Source organism: Pseudomonas sp. IT-P44, from assembly GCF_949768225.1.
Lineage (GTDB): Bacteria > Pseudomonadota > Gammaproteobacteria > Pseudomonadales > Pseudomonadaceae > Aquipseudomonas > Aquipseudomonas migulae.
The window spans coordinates 1-22,372 of the sequence record NZ_CATKQM010000006.1 but is presented as its reverse complement, the minus strand read 5'-3'; the positions used below and the strand labels follow the sequence as shown (position 1 = coordinate 22,372).

Annotated in this window: 13 protein-coding genes; 5 read left to right on the top strand and 8 right to left on the bottom strand. The window is 59.2% G+C overall.

Going from position 1 to position 22,372, the window contains the following annotated elements; genetic code table 11:
• Position 1: 1 nt before the first annotated feature.
• Both ACM6IO_RS02435 and speB read right to left on the bottom strand, forming a co-directional pair.
• Complete coding sequence (locus ACM6IO_RS02435) at positions 2-424, bottom strand: YybH family protein (protein ID WP_008034257.1); 423 nt, start codon at positions 422-424, stop codon at positions 2-4.
• A gap of 9 nt (positions 425-433) precedes the next feature.
• Positions 434-1,384, bottom strand: coding sequence for an agmatinase (gene speB / locus ACM6IO_RS02430; RefSeq protein ID WP_008034256.1), 951 nt, complete (start codon positions 1,382-1,384; stop codon positions 434-436).
• A 333-nt stretch (positions 1,385-1,717) separates the two neighbouring features.
• Between speB and ACM6IO_RS02425 the strand changes: the two genes are divergently transcribed.
• Together ACM6IO_RS02425 and ACM6IO_RS02420 are read left to right on the top strand one after the other, a co-directional pair.
• On the top strand, positions 1,718-2,611 hold the full coding sequence (locus ACM6IO_RS02425) for a LysR family transcriptional regulator (protein WP_008034255.1): 894 nt from the start codon (positions 1,718-1,720) through the stop codon (positions 2,609-2,611).
• A gap of 4 nt (positions 2,612-2,615) precedes the next feature.
• Positions 2,616-3,212 carry a tRNA-uridine aminocarboxypropyltransferase gene (locus ACM6IO_RS02420; protein WP_414910840.1) on the top strand — a complete coding sequence of 199 codons (597 nt, stop codon included), beginning with the start codon at positions 2,616-2,618 and terminating at the stop codon, positions 3,210-3,212.
• 138 nt (positions 3,213-3,350) lie between these two features.
• Here ACM6IO_RS02420 and ACM6IO_RS02415 read toward each other — a convergent pair whose 3' ends face one another.
• From ACM6IO_RS02415 to ACM6IO_RS02405, 3 genes are read right to left on the bottom strand one after another with little or no spacing between them, the layout of a single operon-like run.
• Complete coding sequence (locus ACM6IO_RS02415; protein ID WP_223481428.1) at positions 3,351-4,706, bottom strand: HlyD family type I secretion periplasmic adaptor subunit; 1,356 nt, start codon at positions 4,704-4,706, stop codon at positions 3,351-3,353.
• Between the two features lie 10 nt (positions 4,707-4,716).
• The gene (locus ACM6IO_RS02410) at positions 4,717-6,876 is read right to left on the bottom strand and encodes a type I secretion system permease/ATPase (protein ID WP_008034252.1); all 2,160 of its coding nucleotides are present in this window, start codon (positions 6,874-6,876) and stop codon (positions 4,717-4,719) included.
• 18 nt (positions 6,877-6,894) lie between these two features.
• The gene (locus tag ACM6IO_RS02405; protein WP_008040966.1) at positions 6,895-8,253 is read right to left on the bottom strand and encodes a TolC family outer membrane protein; all 1,359 of its coding nucleotides are present in this window, start codon (positions 8,251-8,253) and stop codon (positions 6,895-6,897) included.
• 590 nt (positions 8,254-8,843) lie between these two features.
• Between ACM6IO_RS02405 and ACM6IO_RS02400 the strand changes: the two genes are divergently transcribed.
• The 3 genes from ACM6IO_RS02400 to ACM6IO_RS02390 all read left to right on the top strand — a co-directional run bounded on the left by ACM6IO_RS02400 (position 8,844) and on the right by ACM6IO_RS02390 (position 19,463).
• Positions 8,844-14,723: a retention module-containing protein gene (locus ACM6IO_RS02400; RefSeq protein WP_414910839.1), complete on the top strand. Its 5,880-nt coding sequence runs from the start codon at positions 8,844-8,846 to the stop codon at positions 14,721-14,723.
• A gap of 287 nt (positions 14,724-15,010) precedes the next feature.
• Positions 15,011-16,972, top strand: a complete 1,962-nt coding sequence (locus tag ACM6IO_RS02395; protein ID WP_414910838.1) for a hypothetical protein — start codon at positions 15,011-15,013, stop codon at positions 16,970-16,972.
• Between the two features lie 211 nt (positions 16,973-17,183).
• Positions 17,184-19,463: an autotransporter outer membrane beta-barrel domain-containing protein gene (locus ACM6IO_RS02390; RefSeq protein WP_414910837.1), complete on the top strand. Its 2,280-nt coding sequence runs from the start codon at positions 17,184-17,186 to the stop codon at positions 19,461-19,463.
• Between the two features lie 63 nt (positions 19,464-19,526).
• Here ACM6IO_RS02390 and ACM6IO_RS02385 read toward each other — a convergent pair whose 3' ends face one another.
• The 3 genes from ACM6IO_RS02385 to ACM6IO_RS02375 form a co-directional block, all read right to left on the bottom strand.
• Complete coding sequence (locus ACM6IO_RS02385; protein ID WP_192225990.1) at positions 19,527-21,035, bottom strand: hypothetical protein; 1,509 nt, start codon at positions 21,033-21,035, stop codon at positions 19,527-19,529.
• Between the two features lie 149 nt (positions 21,036-21,184).
• Entirely contained in the window at positions 21,185-21,571 is a 387-nt protein-coding gene (locus ACM6IO_RS02380) for a YbaN family protein (RefSeq protein WP_008040608.1), read from the bottom strand.
• Between the two features lie 10 nt (positions 21,572-21,581).
• The gene (locus ACM6IO_RS02375; RefSeq protein ID WP_008035840.1) at positions 21,582-22,169 is read right to left on the bottom strand and encodes a YecA family protein; all 588 of its coding nucleotides are present in this window, start codon (positions 22,167-22,169) and stop codon (positions 21,582-21,584) included.
• Between the last annotated feature and the right edge of the window lie 203 nt (positions 22,170-22,372).

Sequence of the window (22,372 nt, the reverse complement as noted above, 5' to 3'; positions counted from 1 at the left end):
GCTAAGGGGTTGGCAGCCCTTCCGGCATTGCGGACAAATGTTCGTGGCAGGCCAGCCATAGGCCTTGTTGTTCTTGGCCAGACGCTTGTTTCTTGAAAACAATCGTCTCGCGCTCCTGGCTGAAGTGTTGCTCCCCTTGCATGCGCAGCTCGGTGGCCACGTCATGGATGAAAATCGCGACGTCACCCTGCAGGCTGACGAAAGCGTTGCTCGAGGTGCACGACAGCACCTCGAAGCCATCCTCGGCACGCCAGGTGTCCCACAACGCCTGATAGGCATCGCGCGACAGCAGAGGCTGCTCGAGGGTGTAGAAAACGAAGCTGGCGTCAAAGCTGAAGGCGCCGAAGTAGGCTTCGCGATCGTTACGGGCAAAGGCTGCCACCAGATCGGCGGCAGCGTGCAAAACCTGATCACGTTCGTTCATGACCAATCCTCAGCGGTGGGCCACGCCAGGCAGTACGCAGAGCATTTCGTACAGCAGGTTGGCGCCCAGCAGCGAGGTGTTGCCGGTGGTGTCATAAGCGGGCGAGACTTCTACCAGGTCGCAACCGACCAGGTCGAGACCTTGGCAGCCACGAACGATCTCGATTGCCTGAATGGTGGTCAGGCCGCCGATTTCCGGAGTGCCGGTGCCAGGTGCCCAGGCCGGGTCGATACCGTCGATATCGAAGCTCAGGTACACCGGACCGCCGCCGACTTTCTCGCGAACTTCGGCCATCAGGGGGGCCAGGGATTTGTGCCAGCATTCTTCGGCCTGAACCACACGGAAGCCCTGATTGCGGCTCCAGTTGAAGTCATCGGCGGTGTAGCCCTGAGCGCGCAGGCCAATTTGCACTACACGGTCGCAATCCAGAAGACCTTCTTCGACGGCGCGACGGAAGGTGGTGCCGTGGGCGATTTTCTCGCCGAACATGTGATCGTTCACATCGGCGTGAGCGTCGATGTGCACCAGGCCGACCTTGCCGTGCTTTTTGTGGATGGCACGCAGGATCGGCAGGGTGATGGTGTGGTCGCCGCCGAGGGTCAGGGGGATCACATCGTGTTCAAGGATATTGTCGTAAGACTCTTCGATGATCCGCACGGCGTCGAGCAGGTTGAAGGTGTTGATCGCGATGTCGCCGATGTCGGCAACCGAGAGCGAGTCGAACGGTGCCGCACCGGTGGCCATGTTGTACGGGCGGATCATGACCGATTCGGCGCGGATTTCACGCGGCCCGAAACGGGTGCCAGGGCGCAGGGAAGTACCGATGTCCAGTGGGATGCCGATAAAGGCAGCGTCCAGGCCGGCAGCGGTAGGTACATGGGGGAGTCGGAGCATGGTGGCGATGCCGCCGAAGCGCGGCATTTCGTTGCCGCCCAGTGGTTGGTGAAGAATCTTGTCCACGGGTAAGGCCTCATCGTCGTTGTTTTATTTATGTCGGTTGCACCGCACCGGGGAGGCTCGGGCACCGTTAGGGGCCGATTCTGCGAAATGTAGTGGCCGGGAAGAATCGCTACGGACAAATACTTAGTTCAGATTTTTCTAAACTAATGGCGGGAGGGGGGATAGACTTCTCGTCTGTCCGGAGGTCCTCTTCGCGGGCAAGCCTCGCTCCTACAGGATTTGTGTGTGTCTCGAAATCGGCGCCGACCTGTAGGAGCCGGCTTGCTGGCGATCGGTTGCGCAGCAACCGCCGTCAAACAACGCGGACTCACCGATACACGCTACGGAGCCCCCATGGCCAACGCTTTACCCGACCTGAAACTATTACGCATCTTCGTCAGCGTGGTCCGCCATCAGGGGTTTGCCAACGCCCAGCAAGAGCTCAACCTCTCGACCTCGGCGATCAGCACCTACATGAGCCAGCTCGAAGCGGCCCTCGGCCTGGTGCTGTGCCATCGCGGGCGCGGCGGTTTCAGCCTGACCAGCAAAGGCGAGCTGTTCCATCAGGAAACCCTGCGCCTGCTCGGCGAACTTGAAGGCTTCGAGCAATACGCGGCGGCGCTGAAGGGCGAATTGCGCGGTACGCTGAACCTCGGCGTCATCGACTCCACCGTCAGCGACAAGGCCTTGCCGTTCGCCGAAGCCATCGGCGCCTACAGCCAGGAACACCCGGCCGTGCATTTGCACCTGTCGGTGATGAGCCCGTACGAGCTGCAACTCGGCGTGCAGGACAACCGCCTCGACCTGGCCATCGGCGCGTTTTCCACGCGCATGAGCGGGCTGGTCTACATGCCGTTGTACCGCGAGCAACACTGGCTGTATTGCAGCAGCCGTCATCCGCTGTTCACCGAGCGGCGCATTCCCGAACAGGTCATCACCCAGCAGCGCATGGTCGGTCGCGGTTATTGGAGCCAGGCCGAACTGGCGCGCCATGGCTTCAAGCACAGTGCCGCGACTGTGGAAAGTATGGAGGCGCAGTTGATTCTGGTGCTGTCCGGCGCCTACATCGGTTACCTGCCGGAGCATTACGCCCAGGCCTGGGCCGACAAGGGTGATTTGCGCGTGTTGCTGCCGGCGACCTTCGGTTACCAGGCGCCGTTTTCGATGATCATGCGCCGGGGCCGCAGCCGCGAACCGTTGATCCAGACCTTCCGCGACCTGCTCAAGGCGCAGCTCAATCAGGCTTGAAACCATGTCCAGAATCCAATGCCCGCGCTGCCTGCGCCCGCAAACCCACTGCCTGTGCCCATTGATCCCGAGCCTCGACAGCCGCACTCGGGTGTTGCTGCTGCAGCATCCGAGCGAAGTGAACCATGCGCTGAACACCGCAAGGCTGGCGGCGTTGGGGTTGAAGAATGCCGAGTTGATTGTGGGTGAGGTGTTCGAGGATTTGCCGGCACTGTTGAATCAGCCGGGCTATCAGGCGCGATTATTGTTTCCGGCCGATGATGCGCAACCGATGCAGGCTTACACCGCAAACGATGAGCCACTCTTGTTGGTGGTGCCGGACGGCACCTGGCGCAAGGCGCGCAAAATGCTGCACCTCAATCCGCTGCTGGCGGCATTGCCCCGAGTGACTTTGGCGGATGGCGGCGTGTCGCGTTATCGGTTGCGCAAGGCGCCGGCGCCGGGGGCGTTGTCGACGGTGGAGGCGATTGTGCAGGCGTTGCAGACGCTGGAAGCGCCTGTCAGTTTCGAGCCGTTGTTGAAACCGTTCGAGGCGTTGATCGAGGGGCAGATTGCGGCGATGGGGGAGGAGGTTTTCCAGCGCAACCATGGTCCGAAATAGTCGGTGTCAGTGAGGGCCTCTTCGCGGGCAAGCCTCGCTCCTACAGTTATGCGTAATGTCGAAATCAACGCATAACCTGTAGGAGCGAGGCTTGCCCGCGAAGAGGCCGGGTCAAACACCAAATTTTTCGGAAAGTGATTACCGCTCCCGCATCGCCTCTGTCCGGGCCTTAAGCACCGGTTTCAACAGATAATCCAGCACACTTTTCTCCCCGGTAATGATATCCACCGTCGCCACCATCCCCGGAATGATCAGCAGTGGTTTCACATCCCCGCCCAAGTGGTTTTTATCGGTCCGCACCTGAATCAGATAGAAGCTGTTGCCCTTGTCGTCAGTAATCGTGTCCGCACCAATCAGCTCAAGCCTGGCACTCAACCCACCATAAATCGTGTAGTCGTACGCACTGAACTTGACCATCGCCTTCTGCCCCGGATGCAGGAACGCCACGTCTTGTGGGCGCACCTTGGCTTCGATCAGCAGGTTGTCTTCGATGGGCACGATTTCCACCATATCGCTGCCCGGCTGGACCACGCCGCCGATGGTGTTGACCTTCAGCACTTTGATAATCCCGTGCACCGGCGATACCACCGTGGTGCGGCTCACGCGATCATCGATGGCGATGCTCGACGCGGTGATTTTCGACAGCTCGGTGCGTTTCTCATTCAGCTCTTTCGCCGCGTCCGAACGGAAGGTTTGTTCCGACTCGTCGATCTTGCTTTTGATCTCGTTGATCGCCGACTCGGCGCGAGGAATTGCCAGCGTCGTGGCATTCAGCGAACCACGGATTTCCACTGCGCTGCGTTTGAGCCGCAGGATTTCCACCGGCGACACCGCCCCGGTGCCCACCAGTGGCGCGGACATGTTCATTTCCTGTTGCAGCAACGCCAGGCTTGAACTGTATTGACCCTGTTTGGAGCGGAACTCCGCCAGCTCCTGGGTTTTCTGCCGCAGTTGCTCGGTCAGCGTGCGTTGCTCGCTGGCCAACCGGCGTTGCCGTTGTTCGTACAGCGAGCGCTCGTCCTCGGCCACTTGCGGGGCCTTGGCAATCACCTCCGGCGACAAACTGAACGGCCGTCCCTCGGCCTCGGCAGACAGACGTTCGACCTGCGCGGTCAAGGCATAACGATCCGCTTCACTCTCGCCCTTGTTCGACAGAAACCGCGTGTCATCCAGGCGCAGCAGCGTGTCGCCCTTGTTCACCATTTGCCCTTCGCGCACGAAGATTTCGGTGACGATGCCGCCCTCCAGGTTCTGGATCACCTGCACCTTGCTCGACGGAATCGCCTTGCCTTCGCCCATGGTGACTTCCTGCAACACGGCGTATTTGGCCCAGACCACGGCGCTGATGATCAGCGCAGCGGCAAGCCACACGGTGATCCGCGACCAGCGTGGGGAATCCTGCAACGAAGCGCCGGCCGTCTCCGGCATGAACTCGCTTTCGGCGCTTTTGCTGAAGCTGTCGAAGTAGCCGCGTGAGCTTTGTGACGATGACATGAGCGGACTCCTAGACGGCCGCAGAGCCGACACGGCCCTTGCGCAGTGCATCGATGACCGCTTCTTTCGGACCGTCGGCGACGATCCGCCCGTTGTCGAGCACCACCAGGCGATCCACCAGGCTGAGCATCGAGGTGCGGTGGGTCACCAGCAGCAAGGTTTTGCCCTGGACCCAACCGTGAAGTTTTTGCCGCAAAACATCTTCGCTGCTGTTGTCCATGGCGCTGGTGGGTTCGTCGAGCAGCATGATCGGCGGGTCGAGCAACAAGGCGCGGGCCAGCAATACCGCCTGGCGTTGCCCCCCCGACAGCAACTGCCCGCGTTCGCCGACGGGCCGGTCAAACCCTTGTGGATGTTGACGCGCGAGCTCGGTGACGCCGGTCAGTTCGGCCACCTCCAGCATCCGCGCGTCGCTGATGTAGCGTGCGCCGAGGGTCAGGTTGTCACGCAGGCTGCCGGCCAGCAACGGCAGGTCATGGGCGACGTAACCGATCTGCTGGCGCAGGTCGGCGACGTCCAGTTGCCGCAGGTCCAGGCCATCGAGCAGCAACTGGCCTTCCTCCGGTTCGTAGAACCCCATGACCAGTCGCCCCAGGGTGCTTTTGCCCGAACCGCTGCGACCGATGATGCCGACCCGCTCACCGGGTTTGAGGCTGAAACTGATGTTGGCCAGCGCTGGTGCATTCTGGCCGTTGTAGCGAAAGGTCACGCCGCTGACGTCGAGGGCGCCTTGCAGTTGCGTGCGCTCCAATGGCCGCTGTTTCGCATCGCGCTCCTGCGGCAGGCCCATCAGCGCATCGGTACTTTTCATCGTCAGTTGCGCTTGCTGATAGCGCGTGATCAACCCGGCGATCTGCCCCAACGGTGCGAGTACGCGACTGCCAAGCATGTAGGTTGCCACCAGCGCGCCGACGCTGAGGTTGCCGGCGATGATGCTGTAGACCCCGGCGACGATGGTCGCCATGCCGGAGAACTGCTGGATGAACAACGTGCCGTTGGTGGCCAGCGCCGAGAGGTTGCGCGCGTGGCTGTCGAGGCGGGTGAGGGCGCCGTGGGTGCTTTCCCATTTGTGCTGGCGCTCGCTTTCGGCGCTACAGGCCTTGAGGGTTTCCAGGCCGCCGAGGGTCTCGATCAGCAACGCCTGGCGTTCGGCGCCGAGGGTCAGGCTTTTTTGCACGGTGTCGCGCAGCCGTACCTGAATCACCATCGCGAACAGGATCGTGATCGGAAACGCCAGCAACGGAATGACTACCAGCCAGCCACCGAGCAGGCCGATCACCACCAGCATCAGCACGGCGAAGGGCAGGTCGATCAGGCTGGTCAGCGTAACGGCGGTGAGGAATTCGCGCAGGCCCTGGAAGTCATGGATGCTCTGGGCAAAACCACCGATGGTCGCCGGCCGCGCTTTCATCGACATGCCGGTGATGCGTTCGAACAAGGTCGCGGACAGGATCACGTCGGTCTTCTTGCCGGCGGTGTCCAGCAAATGCGCGCGGACCACCCGCAATGCCAGCTCGAAACCGGTGCCGATCAGCAAGCCGATGGACAGCACCCACAGGGTCGAAGTGGCCTGGTTCGGCACCACTCGGTCGTAGGTCTGCATCACGAACAACGGCACCATCAACCCCAGCAGGTTGATCAGGAAACTCGCCAGGATCGCATCGCTGTACAGCCATTTCGACAGCTTCAAGGTGTCGCGAAACCACGCCTCCACACGCGGCACCAGAGGCGAACGCAGGTCTTCGAGTTCATGCCGTGGCCGGGCGAACAAGGCCTGGCCGCTGTAGCTTTCGGCCAGCTCTTCACGGCTGACCCATTGCTCGCCGCCGTCGGCTTCGCTCGGCAGAATCAGCAGGCGACCATCATCGCCAAAGCGACGCAGCACGGCGGTGCGACCGTTGTCGAGGATCAGCAGTACGGGCAGGTTGAGCGCAGAAATGTCGTCCAGTTCTCGGCGCAACAAACGCGCCTGCAAACTGGCCCGGGCCGCTGCGCGCGGCAGCAGGTCCAGGCTCAGGCGTTGGTGTGCCATTGGCAGCCCGGCACTCAGGCTGGCGCGACTGACCGTCGCGCCATGAAGTTTGCAGAGAATCAACAGACCGTCCAGAAGCGGGTCATCGAAGCTCAGCCGCGGATCGACACCAGTGTTGCCGGATTCCATGCTGGTCACATTGCTCGCTCCAGTACGCTACTTCAGTTCAGGCAAACGGGCTTCGTTTTTCACTTCGGTCTGGGCAATCGCGTCGGCGGGCAGTACCACGCGTTGTTTGCTCAGCAACTGGCCCATGTTTGCCAGCACGCGGTACATCGAGAATTCCTCGGTGTAGCGCACTTCGGTATAGCGACGGTTGGCGTTGTAGAGTTCGTTTTCGCTGTCGAGCACGTCAAGCAGGGTCCGTTGGCCGAGGCCGAACTGGTCCTGATACGCCGCCCGTACACGGGTGGTGGTTTCGGCGTATTCGCGGGCAGTCGGGGTTTGTTTTTTCGCGTTGACCATGGCGTTCCAGGCCAGGTGAATGTTCTCGTTGAGCTGGCGCAGGGCGTTGTTGCGGATGTCCATGGCCTGGTTGATCTTGTGCGCGTCGGAGGCCAGTCGCGCCTTGTCGCTGCCGCCACGGAACAGGTTGTAGTTCATCACGACGCCGACGCGCCATTCGTTGTCGTGACCTTCTTCACCGGCGATGTTGTTATTCGCCCCCACCGCAGCTTCAGCGTCGAAGCGTGGGTAGAACGGCGACTTGGCGACTTCGTACTGGCTCTCGGCCGATTGCACATCCGCCTGGGCCGATTTCAGGTACGGGTTGTTGTCGACCATGCTCTGTTGGGCATCCCGGATCGTGGCCGGCAATTCGCCGCGAATCGATGGCAGCGTTTCCAGTTCATCGGGCATGCGCCCCGTGACGGCGTAGAAATTCGCTTCGGCATCGGCCAGATCGACTTCCGCGGTGTCGAGGTTGTTTTCCGCGAGTGCCCGACGCGCCACGGACTGGTCGGCGTCAGCGGTGCTGCCGATCCCGCGCTGGGTGCGCAGGCCGATCTGGTCGTTGACCCGCAGGTGGGCTTGCAGGTTGTTCTTGGCCAGCGTCACCAGTTCGCGGCGCTTGAGCACTTCGAGGTAAACCTCGATGGTACGCAGGGCCAGATCCTGAGCGGTGCCCTGTGCGTAATAGGCCCGTGAATTAACCACGCCTTTGGTGCGTTCGACTTCGTTGGCCGTGTTGAAGCCATCGAACAGCATCTGCCGCAGGCGCAGTTCCGATTGGGTGTAATTCAGGATTTCCGTGTGGTGATTGCCGAAGGCCCGGGTGTTGGTGTTATCGCTGTACCCGCGCCCGTACGAGGCGTTCAGATCCACGGAAGGATAAAAGCCCCCCTTGGCGACTTTCACGTCTTCATCGGCCGACAGACGGCTGTCCACCCGCGACGCCAGTTCCGGGTGGGTCGCAATGGTGCTCTGGATCGCCTCGGTCAGTGACATGGCGTGAGCCTGAGAAGTACAGGCCATCGCCAATAGAATCGCACTGCAGATGGGGTTCAATCGGCGCATGGGTACATCTCCCTGAGTCCTAATGGTGCTTATTGGTCGCCAATTATTTGACGACATTTATAGGTGAAACCGTTTCATGCTCTTTACAACAGAGCTAAGAACATTCTGGGAGGAATCTAAGAAGGATTTCTCATAAGGGTTATGCCAAAAAAAACTTATGCGCTCTGCAAAATCCAGCACATTGTTCACGTCGAAAGCCCTTGATTTATGAGCGTTAGGGCGCTCGAAAGGGCAAAAGGAAAGTTCCACCCACATATCGACTAGGGCGTAGAAGTGCTGGAGGGGAGGGACGCGAAACGGTTTTCTTGGTGACGGTTTTTTGTCACTTGGTTGGTTCAGAACCGTTACGCATCGCTCACTGGACGAGGTGTTACTGAACAGGATCCCGATGCCTTTGATTGCAGAGGGTTTTATTCCGTAGCGGACACGTCGCCCGTGAGCGACACGCTTGGCGAGATAGTCGCCAGGGCAGTGGCTTGGTGTTGACGAGCTGCTCCCCGGAAGAGGCTCGCTGGCCACCGCTTGACCCATGAGCACGTTCTTCGCAAACAACAGGATGCCGACGTCAGTCGGCAGCGGAGGAAGTGCACATGGCTACGCTCATCGGTATCGTCAGTAAGGTCATTGGTCAGGTGTTCGCCCAGGGGAGCGACGGTACCCGGCGTGTGCTGATCGAGGGGGACCGGCTGTTTGCCGGCGATCAACTGATCACCGGGGCCGAAGGCGCGGTGGCGGTGCACCTGCAAAATGGCCAGGAACTGACGCTCGGGCGTGGCAGCAGTCTGCAAATGAACCCTCAGTTGCTGGTGGATCACGCCTCCCATGTGAATACACCTGAAGCGACTACGCCGACTCAGGCTCAACTGTCAGATGTCGAGCGAGTACAAAAAGCCATCGCTGCGGGCGACGACCCGACCCAAACCGCTGAAGCGACCGCGGCGGGGCCGGGCACACCGGGTGCGCCCGGCGGTGCATTGGGTGGCGGCCATAGTTTTGTGCTGCTGGAGGAAGTGGCTGGGCGGGTCGATCCGACTGTCGGTTTTCCCACTGCGGGCTTCAATGGTGTTCCCGAATTTCCCCGGGAGCGTCTGGCCGGTGATCCGGACGCCGGTGATCCGGACAATGGCGGCAATGCGACCGCTGCACCGATTGTGGCGGATACCCCGGATCGTCCGGACATTCCGGATACTCCAGACAATCCAGATAATCCAGACAATCCCGTCACCCTGGATGGCCTCGACGTAGAGGGCGGCGAGCTGACCGTCTACGAAAAAAACCTCACCTACGGCACTGACCCGGACGCACCGGCGCTGACCCAATCCGGCACCTTCACCGTCACCGCGCTGGACGGTCTGCAAACCCTCACCGTGGGCGGCATCGCCGTGGTCACCGCAGGCGTGGCGGCAGGTTTCCCGCAATCGAGCGAGACCGACACCGGCGCGATCTTCACCATCACCGGTTACAACCCGGCGACCGGTGTGGTGAGTTACAGCTACACGCTGCGTTACGACAGCGACCACCCGAATCCCGGTGGTGCCGACAGCATCTCCGAGCACTTCGACGTGGTGGCCAAGGATGTCGACGGCAGCACCGCAACCGGGCAGATCAACGTCAACATCGTCGATGACACACCGAACGCCAGCCCCGACGCGACCTCGGTGGCGGAGGGTGGCACCGTCAGCGGCAACGTGCTGTGGAATGACGTCGCCGGCGCCGACGGTCCGTTGCTCGGTGGCGGGGTGGTCGGCGTGCGCGCCGGCTCGGACACTTCGACCCCGGTCAACGGCGGCCTCAACACCCACATCAACGGCACCTACGGTTACCTGACCCTGGACGCACAGGGCAACGCCGAATACCACAGCTACCCGAACGGGGTGAGCGGCCCCGGTGCGACCGACGTGTTCACCTACACCCTGCGTGATAACGACGGCGACGAAAGCACCACGACCATCACCATCGACGTCACCAACAGCTGCATCACGGCAGCCACCGACAACGACGTCACCGTCTACGAAAAAGCCCTCGACCTGAGCAAGGATGGCCAGGACCTCGCGGCAGGCACCGTCACCGGTAGCGAGCCGGGCCATATCGGCGAAACTGCCAGCGGCACACTGGTCGGCTCGGTCAGCGGCGCGACGGGCGCGATCACCTACACTCTGGTCGGCAGCGCCACCGGAACCTATGGCCAGATCCTGCTCAACCCCAACGGCACTTACACCTACACCCTGACCTCACCGGCCAGCACCACGCCGCACGCGGACAACGGCGCCAACACCCTGAGCGAAAGCTTCACTTACCAGGCCACCGACTCCCTGGGCAACACCGTCACCAGCACGATCAAGGTCAACATTGTCGACGACGTGCCCAAAGCGATGGATGACAGCAACGACGGTGTCGCCACGCCAACGCACCTGAGCCTCGAAGGCAACGTCCTGAGCAACGACGTGCAAGGCGCGGATCGCGTGCCTACCGGGCCGGACAGCGGACCGATTACCGCGGGCACGTTCACCGGGACTTACGGCACCCTGGTACTGAATGCCAACGGCACCTACACCTACACGCTGAACATCAGCGATGCCGATTTCAAGGCGCTGCACAATGGCGGCGAGGGGAAGGAGAAATTCAACTACACCCTCACCGATGCCGACGGCGACATCAGCACTGCGACGCTGGAGCTGAACATCCATAACAGCCCGGTGACCCTCAACGGCCTCGACGTAGAGGGCGGCGAGCTGACCGTCTACGAGAAAAACCTCACCTACGGCACCGACCCGGACGCACCGGCCCTGACCCAATCCGGCACCTTCACCGTCACCGCGCTGGACGGTCTGCAAACCCTCACCGTCGGCGGCATCGCCGTGGTCACCGCAGGCGTGGCGGCAGGTTTCCCGCAATCGAGCGAGACCGACACCGGCGCGATCTTCACCATCACCGGTTACAACCCGGCGACCGGCGTGGTGAGCTACAGCTACACGTTGCGTTACGACAGCGACCACCCGAATGCCGGCGGTGCTGACAGCATTTCCGAACACTTCGACGTGGTGGCCAAGGATGTCGACGGCAGCACCGCAACCGGGCAGATCAACGTCAACATTGTCGATGACACGCCGAACGCCAACCCTGACGCGACCTCGGTGGTGGAGGGCGGCACCGTCAGCGGCAACGTGCTGTGGAACGACGTCGCCGGTGCCGATGGCCCCTTGCTCGGCGGTGGCGTGGTCGGCGTGCGAGCCGGCTCGGACACTTCGACCCCGGTCAACGGCGGCCTCAATACCCACATCAACGGCACCTACGGTTACCTGACCCTGGACGCACAGGGCAACGCCGAATACCACAGCTACCCGAACGGGGTGAACGGCCCGGGCGCGACCGACGTGTTCACCTACACCCTGCGCGATAACGACGGTGACGAAAGCACCACGACGATCACCATTGACGTCAGCAACGGCTGCATCAGCCCGGTCACCCTCAGCGGCCTCGACGTGTGTGACGGTGAACTGACCGTCTACGAAAAAAACCTCACTTACGGCACCGACCCGGATGCCCCGGCGCTGACCCAGACCGGCACCTTCAACGTCAACGCGCCGGATGGCCTGCTGACCCTCACCGTGGGCGGTATCGCCGTGGTCACTGCCGGCGTGGCGGCAGGTTTCCCGCAATCGAGCGAGACCGATACCGGCGCGATCTTCACCATCACCGGTTACAACCCGGCCACCGGCGTGGTGAGCTACAGCTACACGTTGCGTTACGACAGCGACCACCCGAATCCCGGTGGTGCCGACAGCATCTCCGAGAACTTCGATGTGACGGCCAAGGATGTGAATGGCAGCACCGCGACCGGGCAGATCAACGTCAACATCGTCGATGACACGCCGAATGCCAACCCTGAGGCAACGTCGGTGGTGGAGGGCGGCACCGTCAGTGGCAACGTGCTGTGGAATGACGTCGCCGGCGCCGACGGCCCCTTGCTCGGCGGTGGCGTGGTCGGCGTGCGCGCCGGCTCGGACACCTCGACGCCGGTCAACGGCGGCCTCAACACCCACATCAACGGAACCTACGGTTACCTGACCCTGGACGCCCAGGGCAACGCCGAATACCACAGCACCCCGAATGCCGTGAACGGCCCCGGTGCGACCGACGTGTTCACCTATACCCTGCGCGATGACGACGGTGACGAAAGCACCACGACCATCACCATCGACGTCAGCAACGGCTGCATCAGCCCGGTGACCCTCAGCGGCCTCGACGCGTATGGCGGTGAACTGACCGTCTACGAAAAAAACCTCACCTACGGCACCGACCCGGATGCCCCGGCGCTGACCCAGACCGGCACCTTCAACGTCAACGCGCCGGATGGCCTACTGACCCTCACCGTGGGCGGCATCGCCGTGGTTACGGCGGGCGTGGCGGCAGGTTTCCCGCAATCGAGCGAGACCGATACCGGTGCGATCTTCACCATCACCGGTTACAACCCGGCCACCGGTGTGGTGAGTTACAGCTACACGTTGCGTTACGACAGCGACCACCCGAATGCCGGTGGTGCCGACAGCATCTCCGAGCACTTCGACGTGGCGGCCAAGGATGTCAACGGCAGCACTGCGACCGGGCAGATCAACGTCAACATCGTCGATGACACGCCGAACGCCAACCCAGAGGCAACGTCGGTGGTGGAGGGCGGCACCGTCAGTGGCAACGTGCTGTGGAATGACGTCGCCGGCTCCGATGGACCCTTGCTCGGCGGTGGCGTGGTCGGCGTGCGCGCCGGCTCGGATACTTCGACCCCGGTCAACGGCGGGCTCAACACTCACATCAACGGCACCTACGGTTACCTGACCCTGGACGCCCAGGGCAACGTCGAATACCACAGCACCCCGAATGCCGTGAACGGCCCAGGTGCGACCGACGTGTTCACCTACACCCTGCGTGATAACGACGGCGACGAAAGCACCACGACCATCACCATCGACGTCAGCAACGGCTGCATCAACGCAGTCAGCGACAATGGCGTCGCCATCATCACCAACGTCCTGTCGGGCAACGTCACGGTGCCGGGCGACGTGCTGCTGGCCAACGACATCGATGCCAACTCCAACCCGCTGACCGTAGCGCCAACCACCTTCAACACTGGCTGGATTGTCAAAGGTGCGGACTTTACCGGCAGCAACCAGAGCTACAGCTTCACCGGCAACAACGCTCAATCGGTGACCATCGCGCGCAGCGCATTCGTCGCCAACACCGCAGCCATGACCGCGGTGCTGGTGGTCAGCGGAGCGTTGGGCGAAGTCAAAAACAACAACGGCAACGGCAACGGCAACACCAATGACGAGGACCACATCACCGTCACCCTCAAACAGGGTGAAACCCTGAACCTCGATCACAACCTGGCGGGCGGTCACGTCACCATGGAGTACTCGGTCAACGGCGGCTCGTTCATCGGCATCGGCGATGGCCAGACCATCACCGCCGCAGTAGACGGCACCTACCAGATCCATATCATCAACATCGATGACGGCGGGCATGGCAACGGCAAGGGCACGGAAAATTATCAACTGACCATGACCGTCGACTACTCCGGCGCCCACAACACCACCCCGGACTATCACGGCGCCTACGCCGTCGACGACAGCACAGCGGTGACCATCAGCTATCAGGACGGTCACACCCTCACCGGCACAACGGGTGACGACATGCTGGTGGCGGGCACCGGCAACAACGTGATCAACGCCGGCGACGGCAACGATGTGCTCACTGCCGGTGCAGGCAACAACGAGCTGCACGGTGGCGCCGGCAATGACTTGCTCTACAGCGGCGCGGGCAACGACCTGCTCGACGGCGGCACCGGTATCGACACCGCGAGCTACGCCCACGCCACCGCCGGGGTCAAAGTGGATCTGAGCCTGCTCGGCGCGCAAAACACCGTGGGTGCCGGCACCGATACCCTGACCGCCATCGAAAACCTCACCGGTTCCAGCTTCGATGACAAACTGACCGGCGACAGCCACAACAACATCATCACCGGCGGCCTCGGCAACGACGTGCTCAACGGTGGCGGCGGCGATGACGTGCTCATCGGCGGCCTCGGCAACAACACCCTCACCGGTGGTGCCGGTGCCGACTCCTTCCTGTGGCTCAAAGGCAACAGCGGCCACGACGTGGTTACCGACTTCACGCCAGGCACCGACAAACTCGACCTGTCGCAACTGTTGCAAGGGGAGAACGGCACGGCGGCGTCGCTGGATGACTACCTGCACTTCAAAGTCACCGGCAGCGGCGATTCACTGGTCACCAGCATCGACGTCAGCGGCATGGCGGGGGCAGCGCCGAACCAGACTATCGACCTGGCCGGTGTGGACCTGGCCAGCCATTACGGTGTGACACCGGGCGCGGGTGGGGTGATTGCCGGGGCGGATACGGCGACCATCATCAACGGCATGCTGAATGACCATTCGTTGAAGGTGGATACCGTGTGACCTGAAACCTTAAACAACAAAACCCGCCATCCCTGTGTAAGGGATGGCGGGTTTTTTGTTGTGCGTTGTTTAGGGAAGTGTCCGACCAGCGGTAGCAAAACCTGTGATTTCTGACAGTAGCCAGCGCTAGCGGCCTGTCTTTAAATCCAACCATGAGGTTGCAGGTTTTTAGTTGTAGCGAATGTTTGCAAAGCAGGTTGTTTATCGGCGCCTTGCAGTCGTTGGTCAGGCGCTGGGTTGTTATACCTAAGGGCAGGTAAAGCCCAGGCACTGAAAGGAACGATAATATGTCGAACTACATCAAGCTGACTCGACTGACGAAGGAACAGGAAAACGCACTGGCTTACCGAAAGCTGCGATTTTCAGCCGACCCAGTACCGGCTGCTCCGCCAAGACTACACTCGGATAACGCCTTCATGAACCATGAAGTCGATGATGATGTGAATCAGCTTCATTTCCAGTTTCAGGGTTTGCCACTTAAGGTCCAGATAGACCAGTTTGAACAGTCGCAGCAAACTAATCCTCCCATCGACGGGATCATTCGGCTTATGTGGAACGGGACTGTGCTGAATGAGCCAAGTCAGCGTTATAGAACCCCCGTTAATCCTGCTGATTTCCCTTTTAATTTGACGTTGCCTGCCGGATTGACAGATAAAGCCGGTAAGCACGAGTTAAAGTACCGTATTAATCATGGGGGGAATACCGGAGCTGTAGTCACTCCATTGACTGTCAATGTCGACAGGGAAGCACCTCCGCCCATTAAGCCGACTGCCCCGGTTACTGAAATTACCAAGGAATACCTAGATCTTCACGGATATATAGAAGTGACAGCGCCGCTGACTCAAGCCAACAAAATTGGTGATGTCATCCGCTGTTGGTTTGGTTCACGCATAAACGATACCGTATTGGTCGGTTCAGAGACTCTCAAAAGCCCGATTACTGCGCCGGTGTTCCGTTTAACCAAAGAGATGGTAGGCACGGAGGAAATCCCTAAAGCGCTTTGGACTGATCATACTGACCGTAAAGGCAATCGATCGGCGCAATCGGATCGTCTGCATCTTGACTTGGTTCTGACTGATCCTCCGGTGTTGGTACCAGCCTTTGTTCCACTGTTCGATGACGACGGGGTCATCAGCTTGATTGACGCGCAGACCGTTACCGGCGTGGGAGTTGGCATCAAAGAACAGTATGTGGGTTATGTGTCCGGTCGTGACTATATGCAAATTACCTGGGATGGCAAGGTACAACAGGAAAAGTTGATCACTGGTTTTCCAGTTTTTACTGACGTGCATTTTAGAGACGTCTATAACGGTGTTGCCTTTAAGGATGACGTCCCGGTAGGGCTGCGGGTTCGGCGTGGTAACAAACTCTACCCTGATGCAGGCCCTCTCGTTACACTTGTCAACAAAGATTTGAGAAGGCCCGGCACCATAAACCCTGAAGAACCAGGGCCACCGGACGAAAGTTTGCCTAAGGTGACGGCGAAAGGCACCGTTACACCTGAGGACAATGTGATACGTAAAGTTGACTCGTCGGGGCCAGTGACAGTCACTGTACTTTTGTACGCTGGGTCTAAAGCAGGCGAAGAAGTGCAGCTTTACTGGAACGGCGTAGAAGTTCCGGTATCTGCCGCGCCGAATGAAGGCGGGCGTTACACCGTTCTTGGTACCGAAGCCACCGGTTTTGAAATTACTTTCACGGTCCCATGGGCGTTAGTTAATGAATCAGGCAATGATATCGATACGCTGGTTCACTACATCGCCTTTGATGCTGTTGCGGATGGCTATGCTGTTTCTCTGCCGACAGAAGTTGATGTTCAAATTCATGATGTTGATGTGTCTGATCCGGTATTCCAGCATCTTGATGAGGACTTTGGTTATCTTAACTGTAATTCCGTTCGCAGAGTTTCGGGCGGTGGATTGGCAATTATTGTCTTTATTCCACCGGATGCTCAACTGGCGGATCAAGATATCGAGCTTGTTTATCAGGCGTATTCAGATGCCGCTGGTATTACTCCAATCGTTGGTGTAACCGACAAGGTTAATTACAAAATCAGTGTGCAGGAGTCCATCGATGGCGTCTATATCAATTTCCCATTCGCCGTCTTCGATCAGACTGGCAGTGCCTACGGTGCTGTTGAATACACTGTGACGCTAGGGGGGGTTCCAACAAAATCCGATAGGCATTTGGTTCAGGTGCATATGAGGGAGGGTGGAGGCGGGTCATGTGTTGTCCCTCCGTTGGAGTAACTGAAGTGGAGGCGCTTTATGCGCCTCCTTTTTTTACGGCGTGTTTTTAGTTTTATTTTATTGAGCTCTCTGGTTTGACGCGGGGTGATTTCCTCATGCTCAGAGAGATTAATCCTACATTTTTCTGTAAGACGAGCCGGTATCGTGCGCACCTCTCGACGTCACCCGCAATTCGATGAGGTTGACGAACTGACGAACAGGACGCACGAACATGACTTTTAAAAATATCAGGCCGCGTACAGCCGCAGGCACAGGCTCATTCAAGAAACTGGCAATGCTGCCAGCATTTTTTTTCGTAAATTCGTCGCTATTTGCTGCTGATATTATCGATAACGGCAACATTAAGGATATCGATACGGGAACCCCCGTTACTGATTATCTGGTGCGCAACAACAGCACTTTGAATGTGGCAGGTAGTACCACCAAGAGTATCTTTGTCGAAACCGGATCTACGCTAAACATCGACGGCGGGACCATTAATGCCGACACTGGCATTGAAGGTATATCGATTACCAACAGCAGTGCGACCATCAAGTCCACCAAGGTTTTCAGCGATACAGACGGCCTGGTGGTCAATCGGGTCAACAACTCGCTACAAGGTTCGGTTGTTTCTGCCACAAACAGTGAGTTCCATGGCGGTGAACTCGGCGCCAGGGTGACAGGCTTCAGCACTCTTACCCTGTTCAATACGAGCTTGACGGGAACCGACGTCGGCAGTGTTGGCTTGAACGTGCGCGGCGGTGAAGTGCTCGCATCGGCCGGTTCTCGTATTAGCGGTGACAGGGCTGGCGTGATAATGGACAGGGACCCTGCCGGCGTCGGCGCTAACACATTGGTGCTGGATAACTCGACAGCTGAAGGGCGCAATGGAGCGGCCATTGTTGTGGAGCAGGGCATCAACGCCACCATCGAGGTGTTGAACAACTCCACGCTGATTGGCGGAAACGGCAATGTACTCGAAGTAGAAGGGGCCTCGACGGCGAACATGCGGGTTGCGAACAGCACCTTGCAAGACAATGTGCAAGTGACTGGCAATAGCACCGCCAATCTCACCTTCAATAGCGCTTCGATGGTAGGCGATATCCTGCGCGAGAACGGCTCGACGGCCAATGTCACCTTGAACAATCGCTCATCGTTCACCGGACGCCTGAACAACAGCAACCTCAGCCTTAACAGCGGTTCGAACCTGACCATGGTTGGCGATGACCGCATCGGCACCCTGACGTTGAGCAACAGCACGGTTAATTTCGGTACGCCTGGCGCGCCACGTGCGAATCGTCAACTTGAGGTGGGTACGCTCAATGGCAGCGGCATCATTGCCATGCAGGGCAACTTCCAGACCGGTGAAAGTGACTTGCTGAAAGCCGGTGCGGCCACTGGCAGCTATGAATTGGCCGTCAACGCTTCGGGCAAGGACGCGACGTCTCCTCGACAATTGACGCTGGTGCAGATCGGCAATAACCAGGCAGATTTCGCGCTGTTGGGTGGCCGGGTCGATGTGGGGACATGGCAATACGATTTAGCTGAAAGAACCAATGCCTCCGGCGAAGCGGAGTATTACCTGAACCCTACCACCCGGCTCAGTTCCGGTGCTCAATCGGTAGCGGCATTGTTTCAGACAGCCCTTACCGTGTCCTATGGCGAGTTGAAGTCGCTGGAAAACCGCATGGGCGAGTTGCAGGCGGATGACAAACGCCATGGCCTGTGGGTACGAGCTTATGGCAACAAGTGGAACGTTGACGACGGTTCGATGGGTGTGGGTTATCGTCAAGAGCAACAGGGTTTCACTCTGGGCGCCGATACCCGACTGGGCGACAGTCCCTGGACTGTCGGTATGCTGGCAGGTTACAGCCAGTCCGATCTGAATCTCAGCGGCGGCACTTCGGCCACGGTTGACAGCTACTACTTCGGTCCCTATTTCGGCTGGCTGAATCAGGACAATGGCTACTTCGTTGATGGCGCCCTGAAGTTCAACCATTTCCGTAACGAGTCCAAAGTCGGTATGAGCGATGGCAAACGTGCCGAAGGCGATTACAACAACTCGGCTGTGAGTGCGATGGTAGAAGGGGGGCGCCAAATTGATCTGGGGGATGGCTGGTTTGCCAAACCTTCTGTTCAGGTCTCCGCTGCAATCATCCAGGGAGAAAACTATTACTTGGACAATGGCATGAACGCTGAAGGTGACGACACGCATTCGTTGCGCACAAAGCTCGGCGTCATGGCGGGTCGAAGCATCAACCTGGGCGACACTCAGTTGCGTCCATACGGGCGAGTGGCGGTGGTCCATGAATTTGCATCGAACGATAACAACGTGCGGGTCAATGGAAACTCGATCAATACCAACCTTGCGGGTTCCGGTATTGAAGCCGGTATCGGGTTGACCGCTTCGTTTTCCGAGAAGTTGCGTTTTGATGTCGGCGTCGATTATGCCAAGGGTAAAAACATCGAACAGCCAATGGCCTTCACCGTTGGTGTGGACTATCGGTTTTAAAATGTGAGGGACAAAAAAACCGCTAATTAGCGGTTTTTTTTGCACTGCCGGCAACGGACTTTGCTAGCTGTCGGTAGAGCCGTTCGCCGAAACGCGCATGAACCTTACTTTATTCGATTCGGCGTTATGATCGTCGGAAGCAACGCCACTGACCACATAGGTTCTGCCTACTTCTAAACCGGTGAGAAGTGTCGCCCAATTTCCATCCTCGTTGGCCAACTCTGCTTTCGGGTCGACGGTCCCGTTGACCTTGAGGTTGACCGACGATAGCGGTTCGGTTTTGCCGCCGACTCTTACATAACTGGAGGTGGTGTGACCGTTATCGACGATTTCATCTTTGGCATCATGCACTTGGGTTTCGCGTGGTGCGATGGATTTTCTGACCTCAAACGAGTACGGGCCAGACTCACCGCCATCGGGGTATTTTGCCTTGGCAACAAGGCGATAATTATCGAGTGGCAGCGGGCCGATGGGGACTTCGTAGCCGTCAGCTCCGATTTGCCCCTCACCTAAAGAGTCGTCGCCGTTGAAGATCTCGACGTACTCGCCTGCTTCGCCTTCGCCTCTGACAATCAGGTTGCTCTCATAGGTGAAACCGCCGTCATCGACGGTTTTTCCATGGGGGTCAGTCACGGTGTCCAGCGTTACAAGATCCGCTCCTTTAACGGTAAAGGTTCTGGGCGTAGGGGTTACCTCCCCGTCACCGTATAGTTTTTGGACTTTCAGTTCGTAGTCGCCAGGGTCCAGTTTGATTTTGATTTCCCACTCTCCGTTACCCTTGGCGGTCGCCGGCGGAAATCCTTCTGGGTCGTCGTGGTCGAGGAGTTGAACATTCTTGCCTGGCCTGCACTTGCCCACGACGGTGAGGTTTTGGTCGGAGGTAGTGTCACCTTCGTTGACAGGATTGCCGTCCGAGTCACCGACAGCATCGAGAGACAAGCCGATGTCAGCTGCAACGGCGAAGCTTCGTGGTTCGGATGTTTTACCTTCGCCGTAGAGTGCCTTGACGGTGATGGTGTAGGAGGTGCCTACCAGCAGATTCTTGAGTTCAAGTGTGTAATCGCCACCTGGACTAACCGGCGCCTCTTCAAGTGGTGTGCTGCCATTGAACGCCTGAACTCTCTGATTCGGGAGGGCTTTACCTGTGACGTTCACCAATCGGTAGTAGGTCGTTGCGCCTTCATCAATCGTTCCCTCCTCATCTTTCAGGGACTCGATGATGGGGGCGTCGGCGACCACGGTGAAGTTTCGAGGGGGGGTAGAAACGGGCTTACTGCCGTAATCACCCAAGGCCGTCAGGCTGTAGCGTTTGACTTCCCTGACTTCGAACAACTCGGTCTTCCAAATGCCGTCCACGTCGCTTTGGGCGGGTGCCAATACACTGAAGCCGTCCCGTACCAGAATCGGCTTGTTCGGCTCAGCGGTTCCACCGACCTTGAAGAAGGTGTCGGAGGTCTCGCGGTTTTGACCTACAAGGACCCCTTCGGAGTCCCAGACGGCTGTGATACTCAATGTCAAATCTGTTTCCTCGGGCGCAGTGCCCGACGGGACGTTCGGTTGTCTGGCTGTCATGGTGATGGACTCCGGTCCTGGTGTGAGTGCCGGATTGATTTAATGCGTGAAGCATCAGCATTGACTACTGTCAGAAATAACAGTTGTGGGAGGGTTTCCGATAAGCGGTTGGAGTGACAGCCAGCATCACATCGCAATGGCCCGGATTTTCAGAGTGTTTTTTGCCGAAGAATATATACCGTCACCAGCACCGCACTGGTCAGCATGAACCCGCGCGCCCACGGCAGGGGCACCAGGTAGCAGGACAACAGAATGCTCGCCCACATCAGGCCGATGGCGTAGACCTTGCCCTTGAGCGGAATGCCGTTGCCGTCGAGGTAGTCGCGAATCCACGGACCCAGCCGTGGATGCTCCACCAGCCAGTTGTAAAAACGCGGCGAACTGCGGGCGAAGCAGGCGGCCGCCAGCAGCAGGAAAGGCGTGGTGGGCAATACCGGGAGGAAAATCCCGATCACCCCCAGCGCTACGCTCAGCCAGCCGATGGCCAGCAGCCCGTAACGCAACATCAGGGAGCGGTTGCCTATGGGGTTGTCCATAGGCAAAACCTTAGTGGTGACGTGGCTTGAGGATCGCCGGTTTTTCGTCTGGCGCGTTGCACAGCAGGTACAGCGCGGTCAGGGCTTCCGGGATCTGCACGATCATGTCGTCCATCAGGTTGGCGTCGGCCGCGATGTCGGAGAACTCGGGCTGTTCGTCGAACAGACCCGAACCGACCATGATCGGCAGCAGCATTTCGCTGACTTCGTCTTCGGCGGTTTCGAACCAGGCCGCTTCGCGCAGGAACACGCCTTCCATGAAGCCGATGCACCAGCCACGCAGGTCGGAATCGTCCGGATCGTCGCCGAGGTCCAGTTCGCACGGCAGCTCGAACTCTTCATCGGACGCCAGTTGACGGGCGATGTGAGCCTTGAGGGCCAGCAGGGTGGATTCGATGGCTTCACGCTCGGTGTCGTCGGCGTAATGCGGCTCTTCGGCGAAGAGGGCGTCGATCCATTCACGGTCGGGAACGCTTTCGGAACAGATCGACAGCGCGGTGAGGTAGCCGTGGGCGGCCACGTAGTCCAGCGCCTCGTCATGCAGTTCATCGGCGTCGAGGAAGACTTGCAGGCGGGTTAGTTGCTCAGCGAAGGACATTAAAGGGCTACCTTGGGAATTAACAGATGCGGGAATTCTAGGCCTTCTTGAGCACTCAGGCCAGCCGCGCGGCATATTTGCGCTCAGTGACCTCACGGAACACCGCAATCCTTGTGGGAGCGAGCCTGCTCGCGAATGCTGTGTGTCTGTCGGCGAGGATTTTGATGGTGTACATATCCGTTTCTGTGGTGATGGCTGCTATC

What these genes read in the sequence shown, in the direction of transcription:
- ACM6IO_RS02420 (WP_414910840.1), top strand. Translation starts at nt 2,616, where the DNA reads ATGTCCAGAATCCAATGCCCGCGCTGCCTGCGCCCGCAAACCCACTGC.
- ACM6IO_RS02435 (WP_008034257.1), bottom strand. Translation starts at nt 424, where the DNA reads ATGAACGAACGTGATCAGGTTTTGCACGCTGCCGCCGATCTGGTGGCA.
- ACM6IO_RS02395 (WP_414910838.1), top strand. Translation starts at nt 15,011, where the DNA reads ATGTCGAACTACATCAAGCTGACTCGACTGACGAAGGAACAGGAAAAC.
- ACM6IO_RS02375 (WP_008035840.1), bottom strand. Translation starts at nt 22,169, where the DNA reads ATGTCCTTCGCTGAGCAACTAACCCGCCTGCAAGTCTTCCTCGACGCC.
- ACM6IO_RS02425 (WP_008034255.1), top strand. Translation starts at nt 1,718, where the DNA reads ATGGCCAACGCTTTACCCGACCTGAAACTATTACGCATCTTCGTCAGC.
- ACM6IO_RS02400 (WP_414910839.1), top strand. Translation starts at nt 8,844, where the DNA reads ATGGCTACGCTCATCGGTATCGTCAGTAAGGTCATTGGTCAGGTGTTC.
- ACM6IO_RS02415 (WP_223481428.1), bottom strand. Translation starts at nt 4,706, where the DNA reads ATGTCATCGTCACAAAGCTCACGCGGCTACTTCGACAGCTTCAGCAAA.
- ACM6IO_RS02380 (WP_008040608.1), bottom strand. Translation starts at nt 21,571, where the DNA reads ATGGACAACCCCATAGGCAACCGCTCCCTGATGTTGCGTTACGGGCTG.
- ACM6IO_RS02385 (WP_192225990.1), bottom strand. Translation starts at nt 21,035, where the DNA reads ATGACAGCCAGACAACCGAACGTCCCGTCGGGCACTGCGCCCGAGGAA.
- ACM6IO_RS02390 (WP_414910837.1), top strand. Translation starts at nt 17,184, where the DNA reads ATGACTTTTAAAAATATCAGGCCGCGTACAGCCGCAGGCACAGGCTCA.
- ACM6IO_RS02405 (WP_008040966.1), bottom strand. Translation starts at nt 8,253, where the DNA reads ATGCGCCGATTGAACCCCATCTGCAGTGCGATTCTATTGGCGATGGCC.